At 69.3% G+C, this 23580-nt stretch carries 23 protein-coding genes; 14 read left to right on the top strand and 9 right to left on the bottom strand.

The annotated features are described in order from the left end of the window. Position 1: 1 nt before the first annotated feature. From ACXJJ3_RS21830 to ACXJJ3_RS21815, 4 genes are read right to left on the bottom strand one after another with little or no spacing between them, the layout of a single operon-like run. Positions 2-1555 carry an acyl-CoA carboxylase subunit beta gene (locus tag ACXJJ3_RS21830; protein ID WP_458163599.1) on the bottom strand — a complete coding sequence of 518 codons (1554 nt, stop codon included), beginning with the start codon at positions 1553-1555 and terminating at the stop codon, positions 2-4. Further along, entirely contained in the window at positions 1552-2673 is a 1122-nt protein-coding gene (locus tag ACXJJ3_RS21825) for an acyl-CoA dehydrogenase family protein (RefSeq protein ID WP_458163597.1), read from the bottom strand. Before ACXJJ3_RS21825 ends, ACXJJ3_RS21830 begins: the two co-directional genes overlap by 4 nt. Continuing rightward, positions 2670-4412 (bottom strand): acyclic terpene utilization AtuA family protein, encoded by a 1743-nt coding sequence (locus ACXJJ3_RS21820; protein ID WP_458163595.1) that lies wholly within the window; start codon positions 4410-4412, stop codon positions 2670-2672. The genes ACXJJ3_RS21825 and ACXJJ3_RS21820 overlap by 4 nt, the downstream gene beginning before the upstream one ends. Continuing rightward, on the bottom strand, positions 4409-5197 hold the full coding sequence (locus tag ACXJJ3_RS21815; protein ID WP_458163593.1) for a TIGR03084 family metal-binding protein: 789 nt from the start codon (positions 5195-5197) through the stop codon (positions 4409-4411). Before ACXJJ3_RS21815 ends, ACXJJ3_RS21820 begins: the two co-directional genes overlap by 4 nt. A gap of 605 nt (positions 5198-5802) precedes the next feature. On the opposite strand from ACXJJ3_RS21815, the gene ACXJJ3_RS21810 reads away from it, so the two are divergent. Then, positions 5803-6546, top strand: a complete 744-nt coding sequence (locus tag ACXJJ3_RS21810) for a GntR family transcriptional regulator (RefSeq protein WP_458163591.1) — start codon at positions 5803-5805, stop codon at positions 6544-6546. On the opposite strand, the gene ACXJJ3_RS21805 is transcribed toward ACXJJ3_RS21810, so the two are convergent. Together ACXJJ3_RS21805 and ACXJJ3_RS21800 are read right to left on the bottom strand one after the other, a co-directional pair. After that, entirely contained in the window at positions 6543-7715 is a 1173-nt protein-coding gene (locus ACXJJ3_RS21805) for a YncE family protein (protein ID WP_458163589.1), read from the bottom strand. The genes ACXJJ3_RS21810 and ACXJJ3_RS21805 overlap by 4 nt on opposite strands. Before the next feature lie 20 nt (positions 7716-7735). After that, complete coding sequence (locus ACXJJ3_RS21800) at positions 7736-8518, bottom strand: polysaccharide deacetylase family protein (RefSeq protein ID WP_458163587.1); 783 nt, start codon at positions 8516-8518, stop codon at positions 7736-7738. Between the two features lie 90 nt (positions 8519-8608). On the opposite strand from ACXJJ3_RS21800, the gene ACXJJ3_RS21795 reads away from it, so the two are divergent. Together ACXJJ3_RS21795 and ACXJJ3_RS21790 are read left to right on the top strand one after the other, a co-directional pair. Continuing rightward, positions 8609-9235, top strand: a complete 627-nt coding sequence (locus tag ACXJJ3_RS21795) for a hypothetical protein (protein WP_458163585.1) — start codon at positions 8609-8611, stop codon at positions 9233-9235. A gap of 19 nt (positions 9236-9254) precedes the next feature. Further along, positions 9255-10145, top strand: a complete 891-nt coding sequence (locus tag ACXJJ3_RS21790; protein ID WP_458163583.1) for an acetamidase/formamidase family protein — start codon at positions 9255-9257, stop codon at positions 10143-10145. On the opposite strand, the gene ACXJJ3_RS21785 is transcribed toward ACXJJ3_RS21790, so the two are convergent. Beyond that, complete coding sequence (locus tag ACXJJ3_RS21785) at positions 10142-10930, bottom strand: glycoside hydrolase family 172 protein (RefSeq protein ID WP_458163581.1); 789 nt, start codon at positions 10928-10930, stop codon at positions 10142-10144. The genes ACXJJ3_RS21790 and ACXJJ3_RS21785 overlap by 4 nt on opposite strands. 48 nt (positions 10931-10978) lie before the next feature. Here ACXJJ3_RS21785 and ACXJJ3_RS21780 point away from each other — a divergent pair, with 48 nt between their 5' ends. The 9 genes from ACXJJ3_RS21780 to ACXJJ3_RS21740 all read left to right on the top strand — a co-directional run bounded on the left by ACXJJ3_RS21780 (position 10979) and on the right by ACXJJ3_RS21740 (position 20720). Beyond that, a complete protein-coding gene (locus ACXJJ3_RS21780; protein ID WP_458163579.1) occupies positions 10979-11161 on the top strand; it encodes a hypothetical protein in 183 nt (60 codons plus the stop codon). A gap of 193 nt (positions 11162-11354) precedes the next feature. Continuing rightward, positions 11355-13988 (top strand): hypothetical protein, encoded by a 2634-nt coding sequence (locus tag ACXJJ3_RS21775; RefSeq protein ID WP_458163577.1) that lies wholly within the window; start codon positions 11355-11357, stop codon positions 13986-13988. Beyond that, entirely contained in the window at positions 13985-14872 is an 888-nt protein-coding gene (locus ACXJJ3_RS21770; RefSeq protein WP_458163575.1) for an N-acetylglucosamine kinase, read from the top strand. The genes ACXJJ3_RS21775 and ACXJJ3_RS21770 overlap by 4 nt, the downstream gene beginning before the upstream one ends. After that, on the top strand, positions 14869-15537 hold the full coding sequence (locus tag ACXJJ3_RS21765) for an N-acetylmannosamine-6-phosphate 2-epimerase (protein ID WP_458163573.1): 669 nt from the start codon (positions 14869-14871) through the stop codon (positions 15535-15537). Before ACXJJ3_RS21770 ends, ACXJJ3_RS21765 begins: the two co-directional genes overlap by 4 nt. Before the next feature lie 103 nt (positions 15538-15640). Next, positions 15641-17011, top strand: a complete 1371-nt coding sequence (gene ngcE, locus ACXJJ3_RS21760; RefSeq protein ID WP_458163571.1) for an N-acetylglucosamine/diacetylchitobiose ABC transporter substrate-binding protein — start codon at positions 15641-15643, stop codon at positions 17009-17011. After that, positions 17011-17901, top strand: a complete 891-nt coding sequence (locus tag ACXJJ3_RS21755) for a carbohydrate ABC transporter permease (protein WP_458163569.1) — start codon at positions 17011-17013, stop codon at positions 17899-17901. The genes ngcE and ACXJJ3_RS21755 overlap by 1 nt, the downstream gene beginning before the upstream one ends. A 9-nt stretch (positions 17902-17910) precedes the next feature. Then, on the top strand, positions 17911-18813 hold the full coding sequence (locus ACXJJ3_RS21750) for a carbohydrate ABC transporter permease (RefSeq protein ID WP_458163567.1): 903 nt from the start codon (positions 17911-17913) through the stop codon (positions 18811-18813). Continuing rightward, the gene (locus ACXJJ3_RS21745; RefSeq protein WP_458163565.1) at positions 18810-20051 is read left to right on the top strand and encodes a hypothetical protein; all 1242 of its coding nucleotides are present in this window, start codon (positions 18810-18812) and stop codon (positions 20049-20051) included. The genes ACXJJ3_RS21750 and ACXJJ3_RS21745 overlap by 4 nt, the downstream gene beginning before the upstream one ends. A gap of 447 nt (positions 20052-20498) precedes the next feature. Further along, positions 20499-20720: a hypothetical protein gene (locus ACXJJ3_RS21740; protein ID WP_458163563.1), complete on the top strand. Its 222-nt coding sequence runs from the start codon at positions 20499-20501 to the stop codon at positions 20718-20720. 93 nt (positions 20721-20813) lie between these two features. Here ACXJJ3_RS21740 and ACXJJ3_RS21735 read toward each other — a convergent pair whose 3' ends face one another. Continuing rightward, the gene (locus ACXJJ3_RS21735; RefSeq protein WP_458163561.1) at positions 20814-21704 is read right to left on the bottom strand and encodes a LysR family transcriptional regulator; all 891 of its coding nucleotides are present in this window, start codon (positions 21702-21704) and stop codon (positions 20814-20816) included. 81 nt (positions 21705-21785) lie between these two features. On the opposite strand from ACXJJ3_RS21735, the gene ACXJJ3_RS21730 reads away from it, so the two are divergent. Together ACXJJ3_RS21730 and ACXJJ3_RS21725 are read left to right on the top strand one after the other, a co-directional pair. Next, positions 21786-22643 (top strand): DMT family transporter, encoded by an 858-nt coding sequence (locus ACXJJ3_RS21730; RefSeq protein ID WP_458163559.1) that lies wholly within the window; start codon positions 21786-21788, stop codon positions 22641-22643. Beyond that, positions 22619-23095 (top strand): YbaK/EbsC family protein, encoded by a 477-nt coding sequence (locus ACXJJ3_RS21725; protein WP_458163557.1) that lies wholly within the window; start codon positions 22619-22621, stop codon positions 23093-23095. The genes ACXJJ3_RS21730 and ACXJJ3_RS21725 overlap by 25 nt, the downstream gene beginning before the upstream one ends. Here the strand turns inward: ACXJJ3_RS21725 and ACXJJ3_RS21720 are convergent. After that, entirely contained in the window at positions 23082-23570 is a 489-nt protein-coding gene (locus ACXJJ3_RS21720) for a DinB family protein (RefSeq protein WP_458163555.1), read from the bottom strand. The genes ACXJJ3_RS21725 and ACXJJ3_RS21720 overlap by 14 nt on opposite strands. Positions 23571-23580 lie beyond the last annotated feature (10 nt).

Genomic DNA, 23580 nt, shown 5'->3' with positions numbered 1-23580 from the left:
GTCACATCCTGAAGACGCCGAAGGACGAGGTGCCTTCGACCGGGGCGGAGTGGATGGCGGACAGGCAGATGCCGAGGACGGTGCGGGTGTCGCGGGGGTCGATCACGCCGTCGTCGTACAGGCGGCCGGAGAGGAACATCGGCAGCGACTCCGCCTCGATCTGGCCTTCGACGTACGCGCGCATCTGGCGGTCGCCGTCCTCGTCGTACGGCATGCCCTTCGCCTGCGCGGCGGCCCGGGCGACGATCGAGAGGACGCCGGCGAGCTGTTGTGGACCCATCACCGCGGACTTCGCCGACGGCCACGCGAACAGGAAGCGTGGATCGAAGGCGCGCCCGCACATCCCGTAGTGGCCGGCGCCGTACGATGCGCCCATCAGGATCGAGAGGTGCGGGACCTTCGAGTTCGAGACCGCGTTGATCATCTGCGCGCCATGCTTGATGATCCCGCCCTGCTCGTACTCCTGCCCGACCATGTAGCCGGTCGTGTTGTGCAGGAAGATCAGCGGCGTGTTCGCCCGGTTCGCGAGCTGGATGAACTGCGCGGCCTTCTGCGACTCCTCGCTGAACAGCACGCCCCGCGCGTTCGCGAGGATCCCGACCGGGTACCCGTGCACCGACGCCCACCCGGTCGCCAGCGACGACCCGTACAGCGGCTTGAACTCGTCGAACACCGAGCCGTCCACGACCCGGGCGATCACGTCCCGCGGATCGAACGGGACCTTCAGGTCGCCGGGCACGATGTCCAGCAGGTCGTCCGCGTCGTGCAGCGGTTCGTCGTACGTCGGCCGCGGCGCCGGGCCCTGCTTGCGCCAGTTCAGGCGGGAGACGATCTGCCGACCGAGCCGGATCGCGTCCTGCTCGTCGACCGCGAAGTAGTCGGCCAGCCCGGACTTCCGCGCATGCATCGAGGCGCCGCCGAGCGACTCGTCGTCGGCGTCCTCGCCGGTCGCCATCTTGACCAGCGGCGGGCCCGCGAGGAACACCTTCGCGCCGCCGTCGACCATCACCACGTAGTCGCTCATCCCCGGGATGTACGCACCGCCCGCGGTCGAGTTGCCGAACACCAGCGCGATCGTCGGGATGCCCTCCGCCGACAACCGGGTCAGGTTGCGGAACATCGCGCCGCCCGGGATGAAGATCTCCTTCTGCGTCGGCAGGTCCGCGCCGCCGGACTCGACCAGGCTGATCACCGGCAGCCGGTTCGCCCGGGCGATCTCGTCCGACCGCAGGGCCTTGCGCAGCGTCCACGGGTTGCTGGAGCCGCCTTTGACCGTCGGGTCGTTCGCGGTGATCAGGCACTCGACGCCTTCGACCACGCCGATCCCGGTCACCAGGCTGGCGCCGACGGTGAAGTCCGAACCCCAGCCGGCGAGTGGCGAGAGTTCGAGGAAGTACGAGTCCGGGTCGAGGAGCAGCTCGATCCGCTCGCGGGCCAGCAGTTTGCCGCGCCGGTGGTGCCGGTCGACGTACTTCGGTCCGCCGCCCGCGAGCGCCTTCGCATGCTCGACGTCCAGCTCGGCAAGCTTCTCCAGCATCACTTGACGGTTACTCATGCCGTGTACCCCAGTCTCTTGGCGGCCAGCCCGGTCAGGATCTCGGTCGTGCCGCCGCCGATGGCGAGGATCTTCTGGTCGCGGTACTGACGTTCCACCTCGGCCTCCCGCATGTACCCGAGCCCGCCGTGCAACTGCAACGCCTGATCACACACCCACTGCCCCGCCTCCACCGCGGTGTTCTTCGCGAAGCACGTCTCCGCGATCACGTCCTCCCCCGCCTCCGCCCGGCGCGCGACGTCGTACACATAGACCCGCGCCACGGAGACCCGCCGCGCCATCTCGGCGAGCGTGTGCTGCACCGCCTGCCGCGAAATCAACGGCCGGCCGAAGGTCTCGCGATCCCGACACCACGCAACGGTGAGATCGAGCGCCCGTTGAGCCCCGGCGTACGCCTGCACAGCCAAGGTGAGCCGCTCCGCCACAAAGTTCACCGCGAGCTGCACAAACCCGGATCCCTGGGCCCCGACCAGATTCCCCACCGGCACACGAACGTCCGTGAACGACAGCTCAGCTGTGTCCGAGCACAGCCACCCCATCTTCTCCAGCTTCCGCGACACCTCGAACCCAGCCGTCCCGCGCTCGACCACCAGCAAGCTGATCCCATGCGGTCCAGGGCCGTCGGTCCGGACCGCGGTGGTCACAAAGTCCGCCCGGCACCCGGAGGTGATGAACGTCTTGGAACCGTTCACCACAAACACGTCACCCTCGCGCCGAGCCGTCGTCCGAAGCGACGCCACGTCCGACCCGCCACCCGGCTCGGTGATCGCCAGTGCCCCGATCAGCTCACCGTCCAACGTTGGCCGAACCCACCGCTCGACCTGCTGCTGGTTGCCCGCAGCAATGATGTGTGGAAGCGCGATGCCGCAGGTCAACAACGAGGCGACCAGGCCGCCGGAGCCGCCCGCGTAGTGCATCTCCTCGACGACCTCGATCGCGTCCAGGAGCGACCCGCCGCCACCACCGACCGCCTCCGGGAAGCCGACGCCCAGCAGCCCGAGTGTGCCCGCCTTCTTGTGCAGCTCCCGCGGCAGCTCACCGTCCCGCTCCCACTGATCCAGATGCGGCAGCACCTCCGCGCCCATGAACCGCCGGACAGACTCCCGGAAGGCACTCACAACAGCACCTCCGGTACGTCGACGTACCGCGACCGCAGCCACTCCGCGACCGCCTTCGCCTGCGGGTCGAACCGGGCCTGCGCCGCGACCCCCTCGCCGAGCAGCCCTTCGACGACGAAGTTCACCGCCCACAGGTTCGGCAGCAGGTACCGCGTCACGGTCAGCGTCTCCGTCTCCGGCAGCAGCTCCTTGAACAGCGGCACCGTCAACGTGTGCGCGAGCCACCGCCACGCCTTCTCGTCGCGGACCCAGACGCCGACGTTCGCGTCGCCGCCCTTGTCCCCGGAGCGCGCCCCGGCGATCCGGCCGAGCGGCACCTCGCGGGTCCGCGGCGGCCCGCTGGACAGCTGCAGCAATGGCATCGGCTCGTCGATATCGCCGACGGCTTCGAGCGGTCGCGTCTCGCCCGCGGGGGCGACGACGTTCCGCGTCCCGTCCGGTAGTACGACGACGTGCTCGACGTCGTGGATGTCGACGTACCCGGCGCGGAACACGCCGTACGGCGAACCGTCGCCCGGCGGCGCGGTGACGTGGAACCCGGGGTAGCTCGCCAGCGCCAGCTCCACCGCGGTACTGCTGAACGCGCGGCCGACCGCCTTCGGGTCCGGGTCCTTCACCGCGCAGCGGAGGTAGACGCTCGCCTGCTCCTCGGAGTCGGCGTTCGGCTTCTCGGTCCAGGCGAGCGACCACTTCAGCTCGGCCGGCCGCTTCGGCAGCGCCTGCTCCAGCTGCTTCTGGACGAGCTCTGCCTTCTGCTCCAGCTGCAACCCGGTGAGGACGAAGGAGACCTCGTTGCGGAACCCGCCGACACTGTTCAACGAGACCTTGTACGTCGGCGGTGGCGCCTCGCCGCGGACGCCGGAGATCCGGACCCGGTCCGGGCCGTCCTCGGTGAGTTCGATCGAGTCGAGCCGCGTCGTGACGTCCGGGCCGGCGTACCGGGCGCCGGTGATCTCGTACAGCAGTTGCGCCTTGACCGTGTCGATCGTGACCGCGCCGCCGGTGCCGTCGTGCTTGGTGATCACGCTGCTGCCGTCCGCGGCGATCTCCGCGATCGGGAACCCCGGCCGGCCGAAGTCGCGGATCTCGGTGAAGAACGCGTAGTTCCCGCCGGTCGCCTGGCACCCGCACTCGATCACGTGCCCCGCCGCGACGGCTCCCGCGAGCTCGTCGTACTGCGTCCGCGTCCAGCCGTGATGCGCCGCCGCCGGCCCGACGATCACCGAGGCGTCGGTGACCCGCCCGGTCACGACCACGTCCGCGCCGGCCTGCAGCGCTTCCGCGATACCCCAGGCACCGAGGTAGGCGTTCGCCGTGAGTGGCCGGCCCAACCCCAGCTCTTCAGCTCTGGGCAGGAGATCGTCGCCTTCGACGTGCGCAACCTTCGGATGCAACCCGAGCCTGTCCGCCAGCTCACCGATCGCCTGTGCCAGCCCGGCAGGGTTCAAGCCGCCTGCGTTGCTGACGATCTTCACGCCGCGGTCGAGGGCCTCGCCCAGCCCGTGCTCGAGTTGCTTGAGGAACGTCTTCGCGTACCCAAGTCCCGGGTCCTTCAGGCGGTCCCGGCCGAGGATGAGCATCGTCAGCTCGGCCAGGTAGTCGCCGGTGAGCACATCCAACGGTCCGCCGGTCAACATCTCCTGTACCGCGGTGAATCGATCCCCGTAGAAGCCGGAGGCGTTCCCGATGCGGATGGGGGCGGAGCCGCCCGCACTCCCGGACGTGCTCGGTGTGCTCATCCGAACTGCCCCGGCTCGCGGCCCTTCCCGGGTAACCCGGCGAACGCCTGGATGATCCCCAGCCACTCCTCGGCGTCGGCGCCCTCGGCGACCACCGCCAGGTCGTTGCGGTGCCGACGCTGCGTGGCGAGCAAACAGAAGTCGAGCACCGGCCCACTCACCCGCTGCCCGGCGTCCTCAGGACCGAATCCCCATACGTCACCGTCCGGCCCGGTCAGCTCAACCCGGAACGCCTCCGCGGGCGGTTGGCGGTTGTTCAGCACATACGCGAAGTCCCGCGTCCGCACCGCCAGGTGCGCCACATGTCGCAACCGGTTGCTCGGTTGCCGCGCGACACCCAGCGCGTCGAACACGTCCTGCCCGTGCGCCCACGTCTCCATCAATCGCGCCGTCGCCATCGAGGTGGGACTCATCGGCGGGCCGTACCAGAGCACCTTCTCTCCGTCCGGCACCTTCCGCAGCGCCTCCGCGACCTCGGCGCGGGACTCCCGCCAGTACGTCAGCAACTGATCCGGCGGCAGCGCGGCCGTCTCCGCCGCGCCGTCGTCGACGTACGTCGTCGGACTCGCTGCCGCGACCTGCAACGAGGCCTTGAACCCGTCCGGATCACTCGCCGCCAACCGGGCCGCCTCGTCCGTCCAGGCCAGATGCGCGATCTGATGCGCGATCGTCCACCCCGCCGCCGGTGTCGGAGTAGACCACTCGTCGGCCGCCAGCCCACCGACCAACCGATCCAGTTCAGCACTCTCGACCGACAGATCGGCCAGCACATCATCCAGTCGCACGCCGCACTCCCTCGCCGGGGATCGATGCAGCCGAGCCTCCCACTCCCACCAAAAAGAATCAAGCGTGCTTGTTTTCGGCCTGGTCAATGAAGAGGAGGAAGAGCACACATCAGAGAGGGAGAAAGATCCCCACGTCTACTCTTCGCCGGGTCGTGGCGAACGGCTCGGTACCTGTTCGTCGAGTCGTGGATTGCGGCTGGTTTCTGGCACCTTTTCTCACGACTCGCCGCAGGGGTGCGGGCCGCTTGCCACGACTCGGCGGAGGGGGACCGTAGCCGCACAAGTTGGGTGCCGGTCTCGGCGAGGTGCAACCAGCATGAGTTGTCCGTACAGGCCGAGCATCGACTTGCATCCCCCGGATCTCCCGACTGGCGGCCGCCCGAGACCTGGAGCACATGACGCCGAACCCAACCACCACAGTCGCGGTTGCCGGCGGTGATGACCGTTTGAGGGGTTGACGCCTGAGATGCTGGGTTTGCGGTCGGCATGCGGGTAGGTAACCCAACCTCTCAGGCGTTAGCCCCTCAATCGGCAGGGGCCGAGTGGTCTGTTCAACGGTCGTCTAAAGGCTTTCGAAGTGGTCCAGCCGGTGTTACTCAAGTCCCATGCATGGTTCGCTGCCGGGGAAGGCCGCCGAGATCCGGGCGCTGCTGCTGAGTCTGATCGACACGCTGCCGGAAGGCGCCGCGCTGCCGCCCGAGCGGGAGCTGGCCGCGCGCTGGAACGTCGCCCGGATGACGCTGCGGCGTGCCGTCGACGAGCTGGTGATCGAGGAGCTGCTGGTCCGGCGGCACGGCAGCGGTACGTACACGACCCGGCCGAAGGTGGCGCGCTGGCTCGGGATGATCGGGTTCTCCGAGGACATCCGGCGGCGCGGGATGCGGCCGGGCAGCACGATGCTGGAGTTCCGGCACCAGAAGGCCGAGCGGGCGGCGGCGCGGCGGCTGCGGATCCCGGTCGGCGACCCGATCATCTCGTTCACCCGGCTGCGGCTGGCTGACGACCACCCGATGGTCGTGGAGCGGACGACGCTGCCGGCGGCGTACGTCTCCGGGCTGCGGGCCGAGGACCTGAACGGCTCGCTGTACGACCTGTTGACAAGCCGCTACGGCATCGACGTGGTGAGTGGGACGTCGCGGCTGGAGCCGATGATGCCGGACGCGAAGACCGCCGGCTGGCTGGACATCCCGACCAGCCAGCCGTGCATCGCGCTGCACGGTGTCAGCTTCGACAGCCGCGACCGTGTCTTCGAGTACACGTCGGCCGTGTACCGCGGTGACCGGTACGCGTTCACCACCGAGCTCCGGACCACCACCCCGGGCCCGCGCGCGAACGCCCGCGGGCTCTAGCGGAAGACCCCGGTATGGCCCAGTGAGTACCGGCCGGGCTGTGGATAGACGGCCAGACCATGCGGCCCCTTGCCGACCGGGATCTTCGCGAGCAGCTTGCCGTCGCTCAACCGGATCGCGTAGACGACCGAGTTGTACCGGCCGGACACCCAGAAGACCAGGCCGTCCGGTGACAAGCCGCCCATGTCCGGGCTGCCGCCGCCGGTGATCTTGATCTTCCGCACCAGCTTCCGCGTCCGGAAGTCGAGCAGCGAGATCGATCCCTCGCCGCGGTTGGTGATGATCAGGTACCGCGAGTTCCGGGTGACGTAGAGCCCGTGCGCGCCCTTGCCGGTCGGGATGAACGCCTTGATCGCGACCGGCGGCCGCGTGGACAGTACCCAGATCCCGTTGCTCACCATGTCGGCGACGTAGTAGAACCGCCCGTTCGGCGAGAGCTTCACGTCCTGCGGCATCGGCATGCCCATCCCGCGGCGGGCCGGCAGGTGGACGACCTGCGTCACCTTCTCCGCGGCCGTGTCGACCACGAGCAACTCGGCGGAGAACTCGCAGGACACCAGGAACGACGTACCGTCCGCGGTGAAGTCGGCGTGGTTCACGCCGGCGCACGGCACCGGCACGGTCTTCTGGATCGCCATCGTGTGCGGGTCGCGGAACACCAGCTGCTTGTCGTTCGACGCCATCACGACCGCGTGCTTGCCGTCGGGGGTGAAGTACAGGTTGTACGGGTCGTGGACCGCGACCGGGCGCCCGGGGATGCCGGTGAGCGGGTTGATCGGCGTCAGGCTGTTGCCGAGGTCGTTGTTCACCCACAGCGTCTTGAGGTCCCACGACGGTACGACGTGCTGCGGCTCGCGCCCGGTCCGGAACGTGCGGATCACCTTGAACGTGCGCGGGTCGATCTCGGTCACGGTGTTGCTGCCGCTGTTCGGGACGTAGATCCGCTCCGGGAACTTCCGCACCGCGGCGGCGAGCATCCCCGGGCGGTCGGCCGCCCAGACGTCGGTGGGCGACAACGGCGGCGGCATGCCGGGAAGCAGCGTGCTCTTCGCGGCCGGCTTCACGTGTGAACCCGACGTCGGACCGGGCGCCGGTGACGGCGCCGGGGTGGTCGAGATATCGGTGTGACTGTTGCCGGAACAGCTACTGACGGCCAGCAGCAGAACCATGCTCAGGGCAACGGCTCGTTTCATTGCAGGAGTTCGCTCAAGGTGACCGGGGACAGGTGTTTGGCGTGCAGGCCGGACAGGATCTGCGGCAGTGCGCTGAGCGTGACCGGGTGCCCGAGGTGCAGGCTGACGATCGACCCCGGACGTACGCCGTCCAGGACCGCCTTCACCACCGTCCCCTCGGACGGGTCCTGCCAGTCGAGGCCGTCGACGTCGTACGACACACAGGCAGCGTAACCGGAGGCGGCCGCGGACGAGCGGATCAGCGGCGTGGTCTGCTGGGTCCCCGAGGCGCGGAACCAGCGGCCCTGGTTCTTCGCCGTACGGCGAAGAACCGCTGCGCAGTCGTGGACCTCGCGGCGGGCCTCGGCGGCGCCGAGCTTGCGCATCGCCTTGTGGTGCATCGTGTGGTTGCCGAGGTCGTGCCCGCCCTGCAGGACCCGGGTCGCCATCTCCGGATGCGCGACCAGCCAGGTGCCGACCGCGAGCACGCTGACCTTGGCGCCGGCGTGTTCGACCAGGTCGAGCAGCTTGGTGCCGAGCGCCGGATCGCCATTGCCGTGGAACGTCAGCGCGACCCGCGGGACCGTCCGCGGACCGTGCCCGATCTCGACGGCCTCGGACGGCGGCGCGGGCTTCGGTCGCTGGCTCGGTTGCGCCGTCGGCCGGGTGGTGGCCGGGGGCGCGGCGGACGTTCGCGCCGAGGTGGGTGCAGTCGCGGCCTGCTCGGACTTCGAACAGTCGGCCAACGCGCCCGTACCTAGTGCCAGCAATGCCGATCGCAGGACTGTACGGCGCTCCATACCCGCGAACCTATGTACCCGATCCTGAGCGGACCCTGAGCCGTCAGTGTGATTGCGGAACCGGTCCCGATCGTCACTAGGGTGCCGAGGGTGGATCTCGCGAGCCCCATCAGCACCGTCGTGCCCTCACTGGACGGGCCGGTGCTGCTCGTCCTGGCCGCCGCCGAGGAAGGACTGTCCGGTCGCCAGATCCACAAGCTCGCCGGTACGGGGAGTGTCGCCGGCGTCCGCCTGGTCCTGCAACGCCTCGCCACGACCGGTCTGGTCCACGGCGACGACTTCGGCAACTCACTCCTGTACCGCCTGAACCGCAAGCACCTGCTCGCCCCGATCGTCGAACAGCTCGCGAACCTCCGCACCACGCTCAGCACCCACCTCGCCGCCGAGATCAGCAGCTGGCACATCCCACCCGTCCACGCCGGCCTGTACGGCGCGATCGCCCGCGGCGACGGCGACCTGGCCAGCGACGTCGAGGTGCTCCTGATCCGCCCGGACGACCACACCGCCGACGACACCCTGTGGACCGCCCAGGTAGGCCACCTGATGCAGTCCGTCGTCGACCTCACCGGCAACGCCGCCCACGTCTTCGAACTAAGCCGCTCCGAACTCGCCGACCACCTCTCCACGGACCCGATCCTCAACGACTGGACCCACCCGACCCTCCACCTCACCGGCCTCCCGCTCTCGGACGCCTGCAGGCTTCCCGCCGCCCTCTGAACCGCCTACGCTCGCCCGGATGAGACCGATCGACGCGCCACCCGTCGACCTCGCGTGCGCCGACCTGCCGGACGCCGCCGTCATCACGCCCGGCGAGGAGGTGCTCGTCCGCACGTGGTCGGCCGCCGAGTACCCGTTCCTCACCGGCCCGCTCCGGGTCGAGGGCGTACGTCCGGGGGACACGCTCGCGTTCCACCTCGAGGGGCTCGAGCTGGACCCGGTCGGGCGGTACGGGTTCGCCACGACGACGAAGGCGTGGGAGCCGTGGGGCGGCGTACTGCGTGAGTCCGCGACGGCGGAGTACGTCGGACGGGCCGAGATCGTCGGGGATCACGCCGTACTCGACGGTCGCCACACCGTTGCCGTCCGCCCGATGCTCGGCTGGATCGGCCTGGTCCGCGAGACGCTGACCGCGGACCCGTGGGACCACGGTGGCAACCTCGACACCCGCGAACTGCGCCCCGGCGCGGTCCTCTACCTGCACGACGACGTCGGCACAGGCCGGTTCGTGATCGGCGACGCGCATGCCGCGATGGGCGACGGCGAAGCCAGCGGCCAGGGGATCGAAATCGGTGCGCGCTGCCGGCTCCGGGTCGAGATCCACCGAGGTACACAACCGCACCGCCCGCTGGTGGAGACGGCCGACGCACTCGTCCACCTGTGCAGCCGCTTCGCCGAGAAGGATGCCTACACGCAGGCGATCTCCGACGCCGCACACCACCTCGCCGCCTCGCAGAACGTCGGGTTCGAGGAGGCGAACGCGTTGCTCAGCCTGATCGGTGAGCTGCGGGTGTCGAGCGTCGTCTCGCACTCGCCCACCTTCAAGATGCTCGTCCCCCGCGAGCGCCTGGCCCCGATGGCCGACCTCCTCCAGGTGGCGAAGCCGGCCCTGCCGTACGCGCCGCGCTAGACCACCTCGAGGTAGTCCTTGGCGGGGAGGGTGGGGAACGGGGTGTGTGGTTCGGTCTGGTACCAGAACGCGGTTGAGGCGAGGTCGTCCTGTAGTTGGAGGAAGCGGCCGTCGCGGCGCCAGCCGAGGGCCTGGACGGTGATGCGGAGGTCTTCGGTGAAGCGGATCGTGTCCTGGATGTGCCAGCGGTACAGGCCGAAGCGTTGCTGGTTGTCGAAGAAGCCGTCGGGCTCGATCACCTGCGGCATCCCGAGGTACGGCGTCGTGAACGTCGCGTACTGGCCGGCCGGGTGCTCGAAGCCCCACGCGCCGCCGAAGTAGTCCTCGGTCCCGGTACCGCAGATCGTCGGGTACTCGTCGTCGCCGTCCAGGTAGAACTTGAACTCGCCCTCGCCCCACCAGCCGGTGTTGTTGCAGCCCCACGCGAGGTACGTGCCGACGTACTGACCCTGGCCGCGGACGCCGTCGAGCAGCGTGTGCACCTCGCCGTACGGGACCGGGTTCGAGCGGCGGAACTGTGCGTGGAAGTACGCCATGTCCGCCGGTACCTCGGTGCGGACGAAGTCGACCTGGTAGAAGAAACCCTCGACCTCGGTCTCCAGCAGGTTCTCGATCGTGATCCGGGCGCCGCCGCGGAACGGCATCTGCCAGTAGCTGTTGAAGCCGCCCTTCGGGTTCACCGCGATCGGCACCGAGCTGACCTGGCAGTGCCGACCCCAGCCGTTGCAGAAGAAGTCGCCGAGCGGGACCTCGACCGACGGCGTCTCCTCGCCGTCCCAGTACATCCGCAGTACCAGCGAACGCCACGTCTTCGAGTCGACCGTGATCCAGAGGTGCGTGATCGCGCCGGCGCCGTCGATCTCCGCGAGCGTCGTGGTGGACTCCGGGCGAGGTTGATGCAGGGCTGGATCTTCCAGCCCGGGCCGAGGTCGCGCGCCTGCCGGGACAGCACGCCCTCGGTCGCCCGCGCGCCGCCGGCCTTGGCGCCGTCCGGGTTCTCCGCGCTGATCGAGTAGGACCGCGCGGACGACAGCCGCGCCAGGTTGCCGAGATGTACGTCGAGACCGTTGAAGTCACCCATACCCGACGACCCTAGGGCGCCGCCGGCCGCGTCACACCCTGTCGAGTGAGACCGCTGCGTCCGGTTCCGGCCCGAGTGGTCTACCCAAGGTGCTTTACCGACCGCGATTCGTCGGTAACAGTGAACCGGTGCCTGCTTCGTCTGTCGCGCTGATCGGTCCGCCCGGCCCGGCGACCGCGTTCGCCGCCGCCGGTCTCGCCTTCGTCCGGTACGACGAACTCCCCGCGGGGCTCGCCGCGTACCGGGCGGTGGTCGTGCTCGCGGGGAACTACCCGGAGCCGACGCGGCTCGACACGTCGGCGCTGGCGGAGTACGTGCGCGGCGGCGGGACGGCGTACGTCGAGTTCGCCGTCGACGACGGTTTCCTGCCGAGCGGTCCGGTGCGCGACGCCCACATCGAGCGCATCTTCACCCGCGAGGCACTGACCGGCATCGAACCGCTCAGCATCCTCGACGAACACCTCTCCCGCGCCCAAGAGGTGGTCGCCCCGGACGGCTCGACCGAGCTGCTCACGTACGGCTCGGTCGCGGGCACCCACAAGGCGGTCTTCGGCCCACCCGACCACACCTTCCCCGCCCTCCTCGACATCCCTGTCGGCGAAGGCCGCCTCCTCTACGCCACCACGGCCCTCAGCCACTACCTCCGGGGCCGCTACAAGCCGGTACGCCGCTGGCGCCGCCTCCTCCAACTACTCACCGCCGAAATCACCGGCACCGACGCACCACCCGACCTCGAGCTCTTCACCGAGCCCCACGTCTGGGTGGCAACAGCCGAACCCGTGAAGGTGGTCGTCCGCGCATCCGAGAAGCCGTCCACAGACCTGAGGTTGGTCGAGGTCGCACCCGGCAGATACGAGTCGGAGCTGATGCTGCTCCCGGACGGCGAGCACACGTTCGCCGTCGGCGACCACACGACCACCGTCACCGTCGGACCGCGCGCGGAGCGGTACCGCCGGATGGTCGACCGCGGCATCGCCTGGTTCGACAAGGCCGGCATGTTCTACGACGCACCGGACGGCTCGAAGGGTGTCGCCGAAGGGTTCTCCAACGAGATCGGCTTCGACGGCAAACTCCCGTTCCGCCCGGTCCCGCGCGGCGACTGCTACACCCAGACTGCGCACGCCTTCCGGATGTACGCCGACCTCACCGAAGACCCGCGCGGCCACACCATCGCAGAGAACCTCATGCGCCACGTCGTCGAGGAAGAGCAACTCACCGACCGCAACAACCTGTACGGCGCCTTCGAACCGCGCGGCGCCCGCACCGACCTGACCGCGACGAACAACCTGTTCGCCGACGACGGCGGCTGGATCTCGCTCTTCGCGCTGATCTCCGGCGACCTCGACGCCGGCCTCCGCGGCGTCGAGTCCCTGATCCGTACCGCGAACACCGAGCTGGGCCTCCAGGTCGACCCGTGGCGCACCCCGTCGACGCTGATGGTGAAGGGCTGGGACGAGTTCGGCCGGAGCCCGATCGAGGACGGCCTCGACCTCACGTCGCACTGGCAGAGCTCCGCGCTGTGCGCGTACCTGTACGCGTACGGCGTCACCGGCGAAGCGTCGTACCTGGAGATCGCCGAGCGCGGACTCGACCACATGGCCTCGCACCATCCCCGCGCCCGGCTGGAGACCAGCCGCACCTGCGAGGCCGGCCGGTTCCTGCTGCCGCTCGCCGGCGGGTACTTCTACACCCGCAAACCCCTGTACCTGCAGACGATGCTGGACCTCGCCGACTACCTGAAGAGCCGCCAGGGCCCGGACGGCGGGTTCGCGGAGTGGGACGGCAAGTGCCCGCCGAGCAACGAGGCGTACGGCGTCGACGAGGCGTCGATCTTCCAGGCGAACGGCGACCCGGTGACCGACCAGCTGTACGGCACGCCGTTCGCGGCCTGGGCGCTGCCGATCGTCCACCAGATCACCGGCGAACCCGTCTTCGAGGAACTCGCGCACGGCGTCCTCGACTACCTCAGCCGGATCCAGATCGACGACCCGGACGACGAGCAGCTCGACGGCACCTGGCAGCGTGCGTTCGACTTCGACGCCTGGGAGTACTTCGGGTCGAACGCCGACATCGGCTGGGGACCGTACTGCGTGGAGACCGGGTGGTCGGTCGCGCCGACCCTCATGGCCGCCATGCAGTACCTGCAAGGCACCCCGTTCTTCCCCGAGCCTGGCAACAACCACGAACCGGTGGCAGCTGTCCGGGCGGAGTTCGAATCCATCCGCAGGGGCGAGATCGCGACGCCTGCCTTCCATCGTGGTGAAGACGGGAGGGTCGTCCGTGTGCAAGGCGGTGTGCGGTCTCTGGTGGGGGACCTGCACGTCGCCGGTGACCCCGCGTGGGCGCGGAACGAGCCGGTGAACTCGTACGAGATCTACGTCCGCGGCGCCGACAACCACCTGCACCACACGTACCTCGACGACCGCGTCGGCCAGGGCCGCTGGCAGCAGCTCGGCGACCTCGAGCTCGCCGACGACCCGGTGGTCGCGTTCAACCCCGGCGCCGACACGATCGAGGTGTACGTCCTCGGCGCCGACCGCCGCATCCACCACTGCTCGATGATCGACGTCCGCGGCGGTCACACCCCGTGGGAACCTGTCGGTACGCTGCACTTCACCGGCTCCCCCGCGGTGATGTACGACGAGAAACTCGGCAGCGTCCGGCTGGTCGCCAACGACACCGCCGGCCAGGACCGCCGGACCCGCAAAGTGAACCGCTGGCACCTCCCGTGGCAGGACTACTCGCATTGGATCACCGCATGACCCGCATCGCGATCGACGGCGGGCAGTCCGCCCTCCGCCTCCGTGTCCTTCCGGCCGGCCGCACCGGCAGCGGCCCCGGGTACACCCACGGGCCGGACGCGATGCCCAAGCTCCTCGAAGCGATCCGTACGGCCGCGACGGAGGCGCAGCTGGACGGGCCGGTCGAGGTGGTCGCGCTCGGGCTGACCGGTTATCCACAGGCGCCGGGTGCCGCGGAGCGGTTGGCGGCGGACGTCGCCGAGTTGCTCGACGCCGACGAGGTACGGCTGACCCAGGACATGGTCACCGCGCACGCCGGCGCGCTGCCGGACGGGTTCGGCGTAGTAGTTGCTGCAGGCACCGGGTTGGTGTGTCTCGCGGTCGACCGGGACGGGACCTGGCGCAAGCTCGACGGGCACGGATACCTGTTCGGCGACGCGGGCAGCGCGTTCGCGATCGGCCGCGCCGGGCTGGTCGCCGTCCAGCGTGCCAGGGACGGCCGGGGCCCCGCGACCAAGCTCGCCGACACCTCGCTCGACCCGGTGACGCTGTACCGCTCGTCGACGCTGGTCGACGACGTCGCGCGGTTCGCCCCCGAAGTACTGCGGTGTGCCGCCGAAGGCGATCCGGTCGCGCACGAGCTCCTCGTCCAGGCCGCCGCCGACATCGCCGAGACGATCGGTGCCGCGGTCGCGCAGCTCGCCGGCGAAGGACCCGTACCGGTCGCGTGCGTCGGCGGGCTGTTCGCGGGCGCGGGCGAACAACTGCTCACCCCGGTCCGCGCGGCCCTTCCCGCGCGCGCCGAACTCACGCCCGCGGCCGGCAATTCGCTCGACGGCGCCGAACGCCTCGCGACCGGCCCCGCCGCGACGTACGCCGACCTGATTGTGACGCACCGTCGATGAGAACCCTTGCCCCCGGCACCCTTGTGGTGTCCTGCCAGGCAGGTCCCGAGAACCCGCTGTACGGGCCGGCCGGGATGGCGCTGATGGCACAGGCGGCCGAGGCCGGTGGGGCGGGCGCGATCCGGGCCAACGGGCCGCACGACGTCGCCGCGATCCGCGCGGTCACCGACCTGCCGATCATCGGCATCCACAAGATCGGCGACCCGGCCGGCGTCTTCATCACCCCGACGTACGACGCCGCGGTCGGGATCGTTGCCGCCGGTGCCGACCTGATCGCGCTCGACGCGACGCTGCGCCCGCGCCCCGACGGGCAGCGGGTCGCGCAGCAGATCGCCCGCATCCACGCCGAGCTCGGCGTACCGGTGATGGCCGACGTGGACACCCTGGACGCCGGGCTGGCGGCCCGGGACGCGGGCGCCGACGTGGTCGCGACGACGCTGTCCGGCTATACCAATGGCCGCCCACCGACCGGACCTGACGTCGAACTGGTCCGGCAACTGGCGGCGAAGCTCGACTGCCCGGTCGTGGCGGAGGGCAGGATCCGCACCCCGGACGACGTCCGCAGCGTCTGCGATGCGGGCGCGTACGCCGTCGTGGTCGGGCATGCGATCACGAACCCGATGGATCTCACCGCGCGCCTGGCCGGCGCGATCCCTGCTCGCTAGACCCGCGCACAGTGGTCTAGTCAACCTTCTCCAGCGGTCTTCCGCGCGACTGCTCGCCGGGCGTATCCATGACCCAGTCAACGCCCTGAGAGGACTCGTCATCATGATCGAGGTCGACCGCCGTACCCTGCTCCGCGCCGCACTCGCCGGTTCTGCCGTCGCCACGCTCGCCTCCTGCGCGAAGCCCGTCCAGAGCAAGAGTGCACCGGCCGCCGGCGGGTCGTCGGTGGACGGCAGCAAGCCGCTGGAGTTCTTCAACTTCGACGGCGGCTACGGCAAGGAATGGACCACGATGCCGCTGGATCTCTACCGCAAGGAGTTCCCGAAGGCGGACGTCAAGCTGACCAGCGGCCAGCAGCTCCAGCAGCAGCTGCAGCCGCGCTTCATCCAGGGCGACCCGCCGGACCTGATCGAGAACGTCGGCCTCGACGGCGCCACGCTGGCCGCGCAGAAGCAGGTCATGGACATCGGCCCGCTGCTCGATATGGACGCGTACGACGAACCCGGCAAGAAGGTCCGCGACACGCTCCTCCCGGGCGTCGCCGAGGCCGGCCGGTACGACGGCGTGAAGTACGAGATGCCGTACGTGTTCGGCGTCGGCGGGATCTGGTACAGCAAGCCGATGCTGGACAAGCACGGCTGGGAGTACCCGAAGCACTGGGACGAGATGCTCGCGCTCTGCGCGGAGATCAAGAAGACGACCGACATCGCGCCGTGGACGTACCAGGGCAAGTTCCCCGGCTACCTCACCAACCCGATGCTGATGACCGCGTACAAGGCGGCCGGGCCGGACCTGAAGAAGAAGGTCGACAACCTCGAGCCGAACGCGTGGCGCGACCCGGCGCTGATCGCGGCCGCCGAGGGCTACCAGGAACTGGCCGCGAAGGGGTACCTGCTGGAGGGGTCGCAGGCGCTGACGCACACCCAGTCGCAGACGTACTGGGCGCAGGGCAAGGCGGTCTTCATCCCGTGCGGCGGCTGGCTGGAGAACGAGCTCGGCACCATCGCGCCGAAGGACCTCGGCATGACGATGGTCCCGGTGCCGGGCATGTCGTCCGCGGACAAGGCGCCGTTCGAGACCGTCACCGGCGGCCCGGGCGGTGCGCTGATCGTGCCGGCCAAGGCGAAGAACCCGCAGGGCGGGCTCGAACTGCTGGGGATCATCCTGTCCAAGCAGTGCATGAAGAACTTCACCCAGGTGACCAAGTCGCTGACCGTGGTGAAGGGCGCCAGTGACGGTCTCGAGCTGTCGTCGGCGAACAAATCGATGCAGGCGGTGATCACCGCCGCGGGGACCAACATGTTCGCGGACTGGCAGTGGCGGCTCTGGTACAAGAAGCTGCTCGACAACTCCGACAAGGCGATGGCCGCGCTGATGAACCGCGAGCTGACGCCCGACGGGTGGAGCAAGCAGATGCAGAAGTACGCCGACGAGACCGCGAAGGATCCGTCGATCAAGAAGTTCCACGTCTGATGCACCACGGGAAGTACCGCTTCGTCATCAGCCTGCTGGTGGTCCCGCTGGCCGTGTACGCGGTGTTCGTGATCTCGCCGTACGTGCAGGCGTTCCCGATCGCGTTCACGAACTGGGAAGGGCTGTCGGCGAGCTACCAGTACATCGGGTTCTCGAACTTTGTCACGCTGTTCCACGACTCGGTGTTCTGGGTGGCGTTACGGCACAACCTGTTCCTGCTGGTGTCGTTGCCGATCATCATCGTGACGCTGTCGCTGTTCTTCTCGGCCGCGCTGAATTACCGCGGCGGCGTCCCGGGATCGCGGATCTACAAGGTTGTGTACTTCTTCCCCGGCATCCTGTCGATCGCGATCGTCGGCGTGCTGTGGCAGTTCGTCTTCGAGCCACGGAGCGGACTGCTGAACGGATTCCTGCGGGCCGTCGGTCTGGGCGGTCTCGCGCGGCTGTGGCTCGGTGACGGCAAGACCGCGCTTGGTTCGATCATGGCCGTGGTCGTGTGGGGCGGCGTCGGGTTCTACGTCGTACTGTTCACGGCCGCGATGGCGGCGATCCCGCGCGAGCTGTACGAGGCCGCGCTGCTCGACGGCGCCGGCGCGGTGCAGTCCTTCTTCCGGGTGACGCTGCCGTTGATCTGGAACACGGTGCAGACGGCGCTCGTGTTCCAGGTGATCGGCGCGCTGGACATGTTCGCGCTGGTGAAGATCCTGTCGGTCGGGCCTGGCGGTCCGGACGACGCGACCCAGGTGATCTCGCTCTACATGTACACGAACGCGTTCACCTACGGGAAGTTCGGGTACGCGTCCGCGATCGGCGTCACGTTGTTCGGAATCAACATGATCCTGACCCTGCTCACGTTCCGGCTGACCCGCCGCGAACGGGTCGAGTACTGAGAGGACACGATGGCTCTTCTGACATCACCGTCCCGGGAGAGCGCTCCCGCCGTACCGCCGTCACCCGGTCCGTCGCGGAGCGCGGTCGGTTCGCGGGTGCTCGGCGGGGTGTCCCAGGGGTTCCTGCTGGTGTGGGGCGCGATGGTCGTGTTCCCGCTGCTGTGGGCGGTGCTCAGCTCGTTCAAGTCCGACCAGGACATCTTCACCAGCCCGTGGACGCTGCCGTCGCGGTGGCGTTGGGACAACTTCTCGCGTGCGTGGAACGAGTCGCACATCGGGTCCTACTTCTTCAACAGCGTCGTCGTCGTGTGCTGCGGCGTCGTACTGACGTTGCTGTTGTCGTCAGCGGTCGCCTACGTACTGGCACGGTTCGAGTTCCCCGGGGCGCGGGTGCTGTACTACGTGTTCGTGGCGGGAATGGTGTTCCCCGGGTTCCTGGCGCTGGTGCCGCTGTTCTTCGTCGTACAGAATCTGGGGTTGCTGAACACGTACGCCGGGTTGATCCTGGTGTACGCCGCTCACGGGATGTCGTTCTCGGTGTTCTTCCTGACGGCTTTCTTCAGGACGCAGTCGAAGGAGCTGGCCGAGGCGGGACTTGTGGACGGGTGTTCTCATTGGGGTGTGCTCTTTCGCATCATGTTGCCGCTCGCCCGGCCCGGCCTGGTCAGCATCGGCATCTTCCAGTTCCTCGGGATGTGGAACGAGTACCTGTTGCCGCTGGTACTGAACACCGACGAGAAGCGGTACCTGGTCACCCAGGGGCTGGCGAACATCGCGGTCACCCAGGGCTATCACAGCGACTTCTCAGGACTGTTCGCCGGACTCACCATCTCGATAATTCCGGTCCTGGCCGTATATCTTGGATTCCACCGGCAGATCAGTGCCGGTATGACCGCGGGAGCCCTCAAGTGACCGAACTCCTTCTGGCAGCGAAGTCCCTGGACGTCACTCCACCACCCGGTCACCGCCTCGACGGGTACGCCGCCCGTGCCGGCGTGGCCACCGGTACCGCGGACCCGTTGAACGCCAGCCTGATCTGGCTGTCCGGCGCCGACGACCCGGGCGTGCTGTGGCTGACCCTGGACGCGATCGCCGTCGGCTGCGAACTCGTCTCCGAACTCGCCGCGGCCGCCGCTGCTGCCGCCGGGATCCCGCCGTCGCACGTCGTCGTGTCCGCGTCCCACACGCACTCCGGCCCGTCCGGCTGGACCGGCGAGATCCACCCGGTGATCCCCGCCGCCCGCGAACGCGACCTGGTCGAACCGCTACTCGCTGCGGTCACTTCGGTTCGGCTCGAACGACAGCCGGTGACCGCCTCCTGGCGATCCGTCGAGGTCGTCGGCGTCGGCACCAACCGGCACCGCCGCAACGGCCCGCACGACAACACGGCCGGCATCCTCGCGCTGCACTCGCTCTCCGGCTCTCTCGAAGCGGTGCTGCTCGACTTCGCCTGCCACCCGACGACGTACGGCCCCGAGAACATGCAGTACTCCGCCGACTGGCCCGGCGCCGCCCGCGCCGCCCTCGCCCCCGCCGTCGTCGGCTTCCTCCAAGGCGCCGCCGGCGACGTCAGCCCCCGTTTCACCCGCCGAGGCCGCGGCGCCGCCGAAGTCACCCGCCTGGGTACCCTCCTCGCCGGCCGCGTCCGTGAAGCCCTGGCTCACCCCGGCCTCGAGCTCCCCCAGTCACCCCCCGCGATCCGCCGTACGACGCTCACCCTCCCGGTCCGCACCATCCCGCCGGCCGCCGAAGCCGAAAAGGTCGTCTCCGCCGCCGCCAGCCACCTCAACGGCACCGACGACCCCTCCGGCCGCATCTCCCAAACCCGCCTCGACGGTGCCCGCGGCCAAGCCCTGATGGCCGCCGCCGCCCTCCCCCCGACCTTCGACCTCCCCGTCAGCGCCGTCACCATCGGCGAGGTCTGCTGGATCAACCTCCCAGTAGAACTCTTCGCCGTCCACGGCGCCTGCCTCCAGTCCGACAGCACCCACCCCATCACCCGAGTCATCGGCTACACCGACGGCTACTACGGCTACGTAGTAGACCCCTCCGCCGCCGAAGCCGGCACCTACGAAGCCCTCATCACCTTCTTCGACCAACCCACCACCAACCAACTAATCACCGAAACCGCCAACTTCGTCAACAGCTGAGGCAACCCGCCGTACCCGAACTGGAACCAGGCGAGGGTTGGCCTCTCAGCTGGCTGGTTGTCACCCCGGATGCAAGCCGCCAACCCACCACCTCAGAGGCCAACCCCGCACATTTGCCCCGAGGCCCCAGCCGCCGGACAACCTGTTGCTAACCGCAACGACCACGCACGGGCGTCGCGGCAGAATCGGGTGCGACGCTGTCGATTGGAGGAGCGATGACGCTTCCGCCGTTGATTCTCACGGGTGGACCCGCGGTCGGGAAGAGCGTGACGGGCCGGGCTGTCGCGGAACGGCGTCCGAGGTGTGCCTTCGTCGATGTGGATGACGTACGGCAGCTCGTCGTGTCTGGTGCTGCGGCGCCGTGGGACGGCGATGAGGGGCGCAGGCAGCAAAGGCTCGGCGCGGTGAACGCGTGCGCGATGGCGCGCAGCTTCCTGGCCGCGGGCCATGGTCGGCCTGCCGGAGGCGCTGCGGCGGGCGGCCTCTCGCGTTGCATGGCTCACCGAGGACGAGTTCCGACTGCTTCACGCCGAGAACACCACGAACCCGCCGTACGCCGACCACCACATCCAGGTGGACACGCTCGACCTGCCGACTCAGATCGCCGCGGTGGCCGGCCTCTGGCGCGAAGGCTGCTCGCCCACCGGCGGCCAGCGACGTCCCATTTGAGAGGTTCGCCTCTGAGGTTGTGGGTTCACCACCTGCATCCAGGGTGCCAACCCGCCATCTCAGAGGTGAACCCCCGAGGTGGCGCCGAAGTGTTCATGCTCCCGCAGTGCGGATGGTTCGGGCTGCTTTGACCAGTTGGGTGAGGGTGGTTCGGACGGCGGTTCGGGCGGTGTGTTCGGGGCGGTGCAGGGCGTCTATGTGGCGGAGGGTGTGGACGCCTCGGAGGGGGTGGAGGGAGACGGTGGGGTGGGGGCGGGCGGTCCAGCGGGGGATGAGGGCGAGGCCGGCGCCGGCGGCTACCAGTTCGGTGACGACGGTGAATTCGTTGACGCGGTGGACGAGGTCGAGGCGGTGGTTGGCGGCGGCGCCGATGGCCTCGATGGTGGCCATCAGGGGGAAGCCGTCGTGGACGGTGATCCAGGGTTCGTGGGCCACGTCGCGTGGGGTGAGGACGCGTTTGGCGGCGAGCGGGTGGTCGGCGGGTACGGCGACGTCCAGCGGTTCGCGCAGTAGCGGGGTGACGGCGACCGTACTCGGCCAGGCCTGGGCGTGGTCGAGGCGATGGGCGAGGACGATGTCGTACTCGCGGGTCAGCGGCGGGAACTCGTCCTGCGGGACGTCCTCGTCATGCAGGCGCAACTGGGGCGCCGCCTGCAGGAGGAGGGGGAAGAAGGCGGCCGCCGCGCTGTGGAAGGCGGCGACGGAGACGACTCCGTCGGGTTGTTCGACGTACTCGTCGACGGCATGCCGCGCTCTGGCCAGCGCGGACTCCACGTCGACGGCGGCGCTCGCGAGTGCCTGACCGGCGGCGGTGAGGACGACCCGCCGCCCGGCGCGTTCCGTGAGTGGGACCGGCATCGAGCGCTGCAGCAACCGCAGCTGCTGCGACACCGCCGACGGCGTCACCAGCAGCGCTTCCGCCGCGGCGGTCACGCTGCCCAGCTCACCGACTTCCCGAAGTACCCGCAACTGCCGCTCGTCCATACCCAACACTGTAGGACTGCTACATCCTCGTTGAAGAAGTTCGGTCTTGGCTACAACGTCGGAGTCGGTCACCGTTGAGCCGTGCCCGGATCCCGCCGTATCGACCTCGTCCTGTTGATGGTCGCGGTTGTCTGGGGTTCGAGCTATCTCGCGGCGAAGACCGCGACCGCGACTCTCCCGGTCCTCACCGTCCTGTTCCTCCGCTACGCCATCTCCGCCCTGGCCCTGCTCCCGGCCGCCCGCCGCGCGAACCGCGCCGAGCTCCGGACCGGCCTCCTCCTCGGCCTCACCCAGGCCGCCGTACTGGTCCTCGAGACGTACGGCGTCACGCACACCACCGCGGCGAACGCCGGCCTGATCATCAGCCTCACGCTCGTCCTGACGCCGCTGATGGACCGCCGCCGGATGCCACCGAAGTTCTACCTGGCCGCCGCGACCTGTGTACTCGCGGTCGGCCTGCTGATGTCCGGCAACGGCATCCACCGCCCCGGCGTCGGCGACCTGCTGATGCTCGCGGCCGCCGTCGTACGCGCCGCCCATGTCGCGCTCGTCGGACGCCTCGCCCAGGACGTCCGCCCGCTCCAGCTCACCGCGATCCAGTCCCTCGTCGGTACGGCGCTCTTCGTCGTACCCGCCTTGCCGCATCTGCCCACTGCCCCGACAATCTGGCTGCAGGTCACCTACCTGGCCTTGTTCTGCAGCGTTTTCGCCTTCCTGGCCCAGACCTGGGCGGTGCAGCGTACGTCGGCCAGCCGCGCCAGCCTGCTGCTCGGCACCGAACCGATCTGGGCCGTTGCCATCGGCATCGGTCTGGGCGACGAACGGCTGACCGTACCGGCCGCACTAGGCGCCGTCCTCATGCTCGCCGGCACCACCTGGGGCCAATCCATCGAACGCCGTCACCGGGAGACCCCATGTCTGACACCTACGCCCGTCTGATCACGCTGCTCGACGGCGTCCCGTACAAGCTGATCGACCATGCCCCGGACGGCACCACCGAGACCGTCAGCGCACTCCGCGGCCACCCGGTCGCGGACGCCGCCAAATGCATCATCCTGCTGGTGAAGCCCGACAAGCGGACGACGAAGTACGTCCTGGCCGTCGTCCCGGGCGACCGCCGCGTCGACCTCGACGCGATCAAGGAGCTGTACGCCGCGAGGTACGTCGGATTCGCCGACGCCGCGACGGCCGAACGTCTCGCCCGAACCGTGCCGGGCACCGTCCTGCCGTTCAGCCTTGACCCGGACCTCGAACTGGTCGCGGATCCGGCCGTCGTCGCCGCGCCCGAGTTGTACTTCAACGCGGCCCGTCTCGACCGCTCGGTGATGATCTCCGGCGCGGACTACGCGGCGCTCGCGAACCCGCGCGTCGAGCCGATCACGCCCCGGTGACGCCGTCGATCTGTTCGCGCAGGATGTCCGCGTGGCCGTCGTGCCGCGCGTGTTCGCGGATCAGGTGCACGTAGACCCACCGCAGCGACACCTCCCCGTCGCGCGGATGCGGTACTGCGTCGTCGAGCGCCAGGCCGCCGGCGATCCGTCGCGACGCGGCGCAGGCTTCGTCGAAGGCGGCGATGATCCCGTCGACCGTCTCGTCGTCCGCGATCTCCCAGCTGTCCGGCCCACCGGCGGACTCGCCGGCGATCTCGGCGCGCGGCTGCCCGGCGACGATGTGCTGGAACCAGTTGCGCTCGACGCCGGTCAGGTGCTTGACCAGACCGATCGGTGTGGTCGCGGACGGCACCAGCCGGCGTCGTGCGTCCTGCTCGGACAGGCCGCGGAGCTTCTCCACCGCGACCTGCCGATGCGATTCCAGAAAGGCTTCCAGTACTTCGCGTTCTCCCGCAGTACGTACCAAGTCCTCCATTCAGGGGACT

The sequence above is a fragment of the Kribbella sp. WER1 genome, from assembly GCF_054189145.1.
Note: the sequence above shows the minus strand (reverse complement) of the source record. Positions and strands in the feature narration are given on the sequence as shown.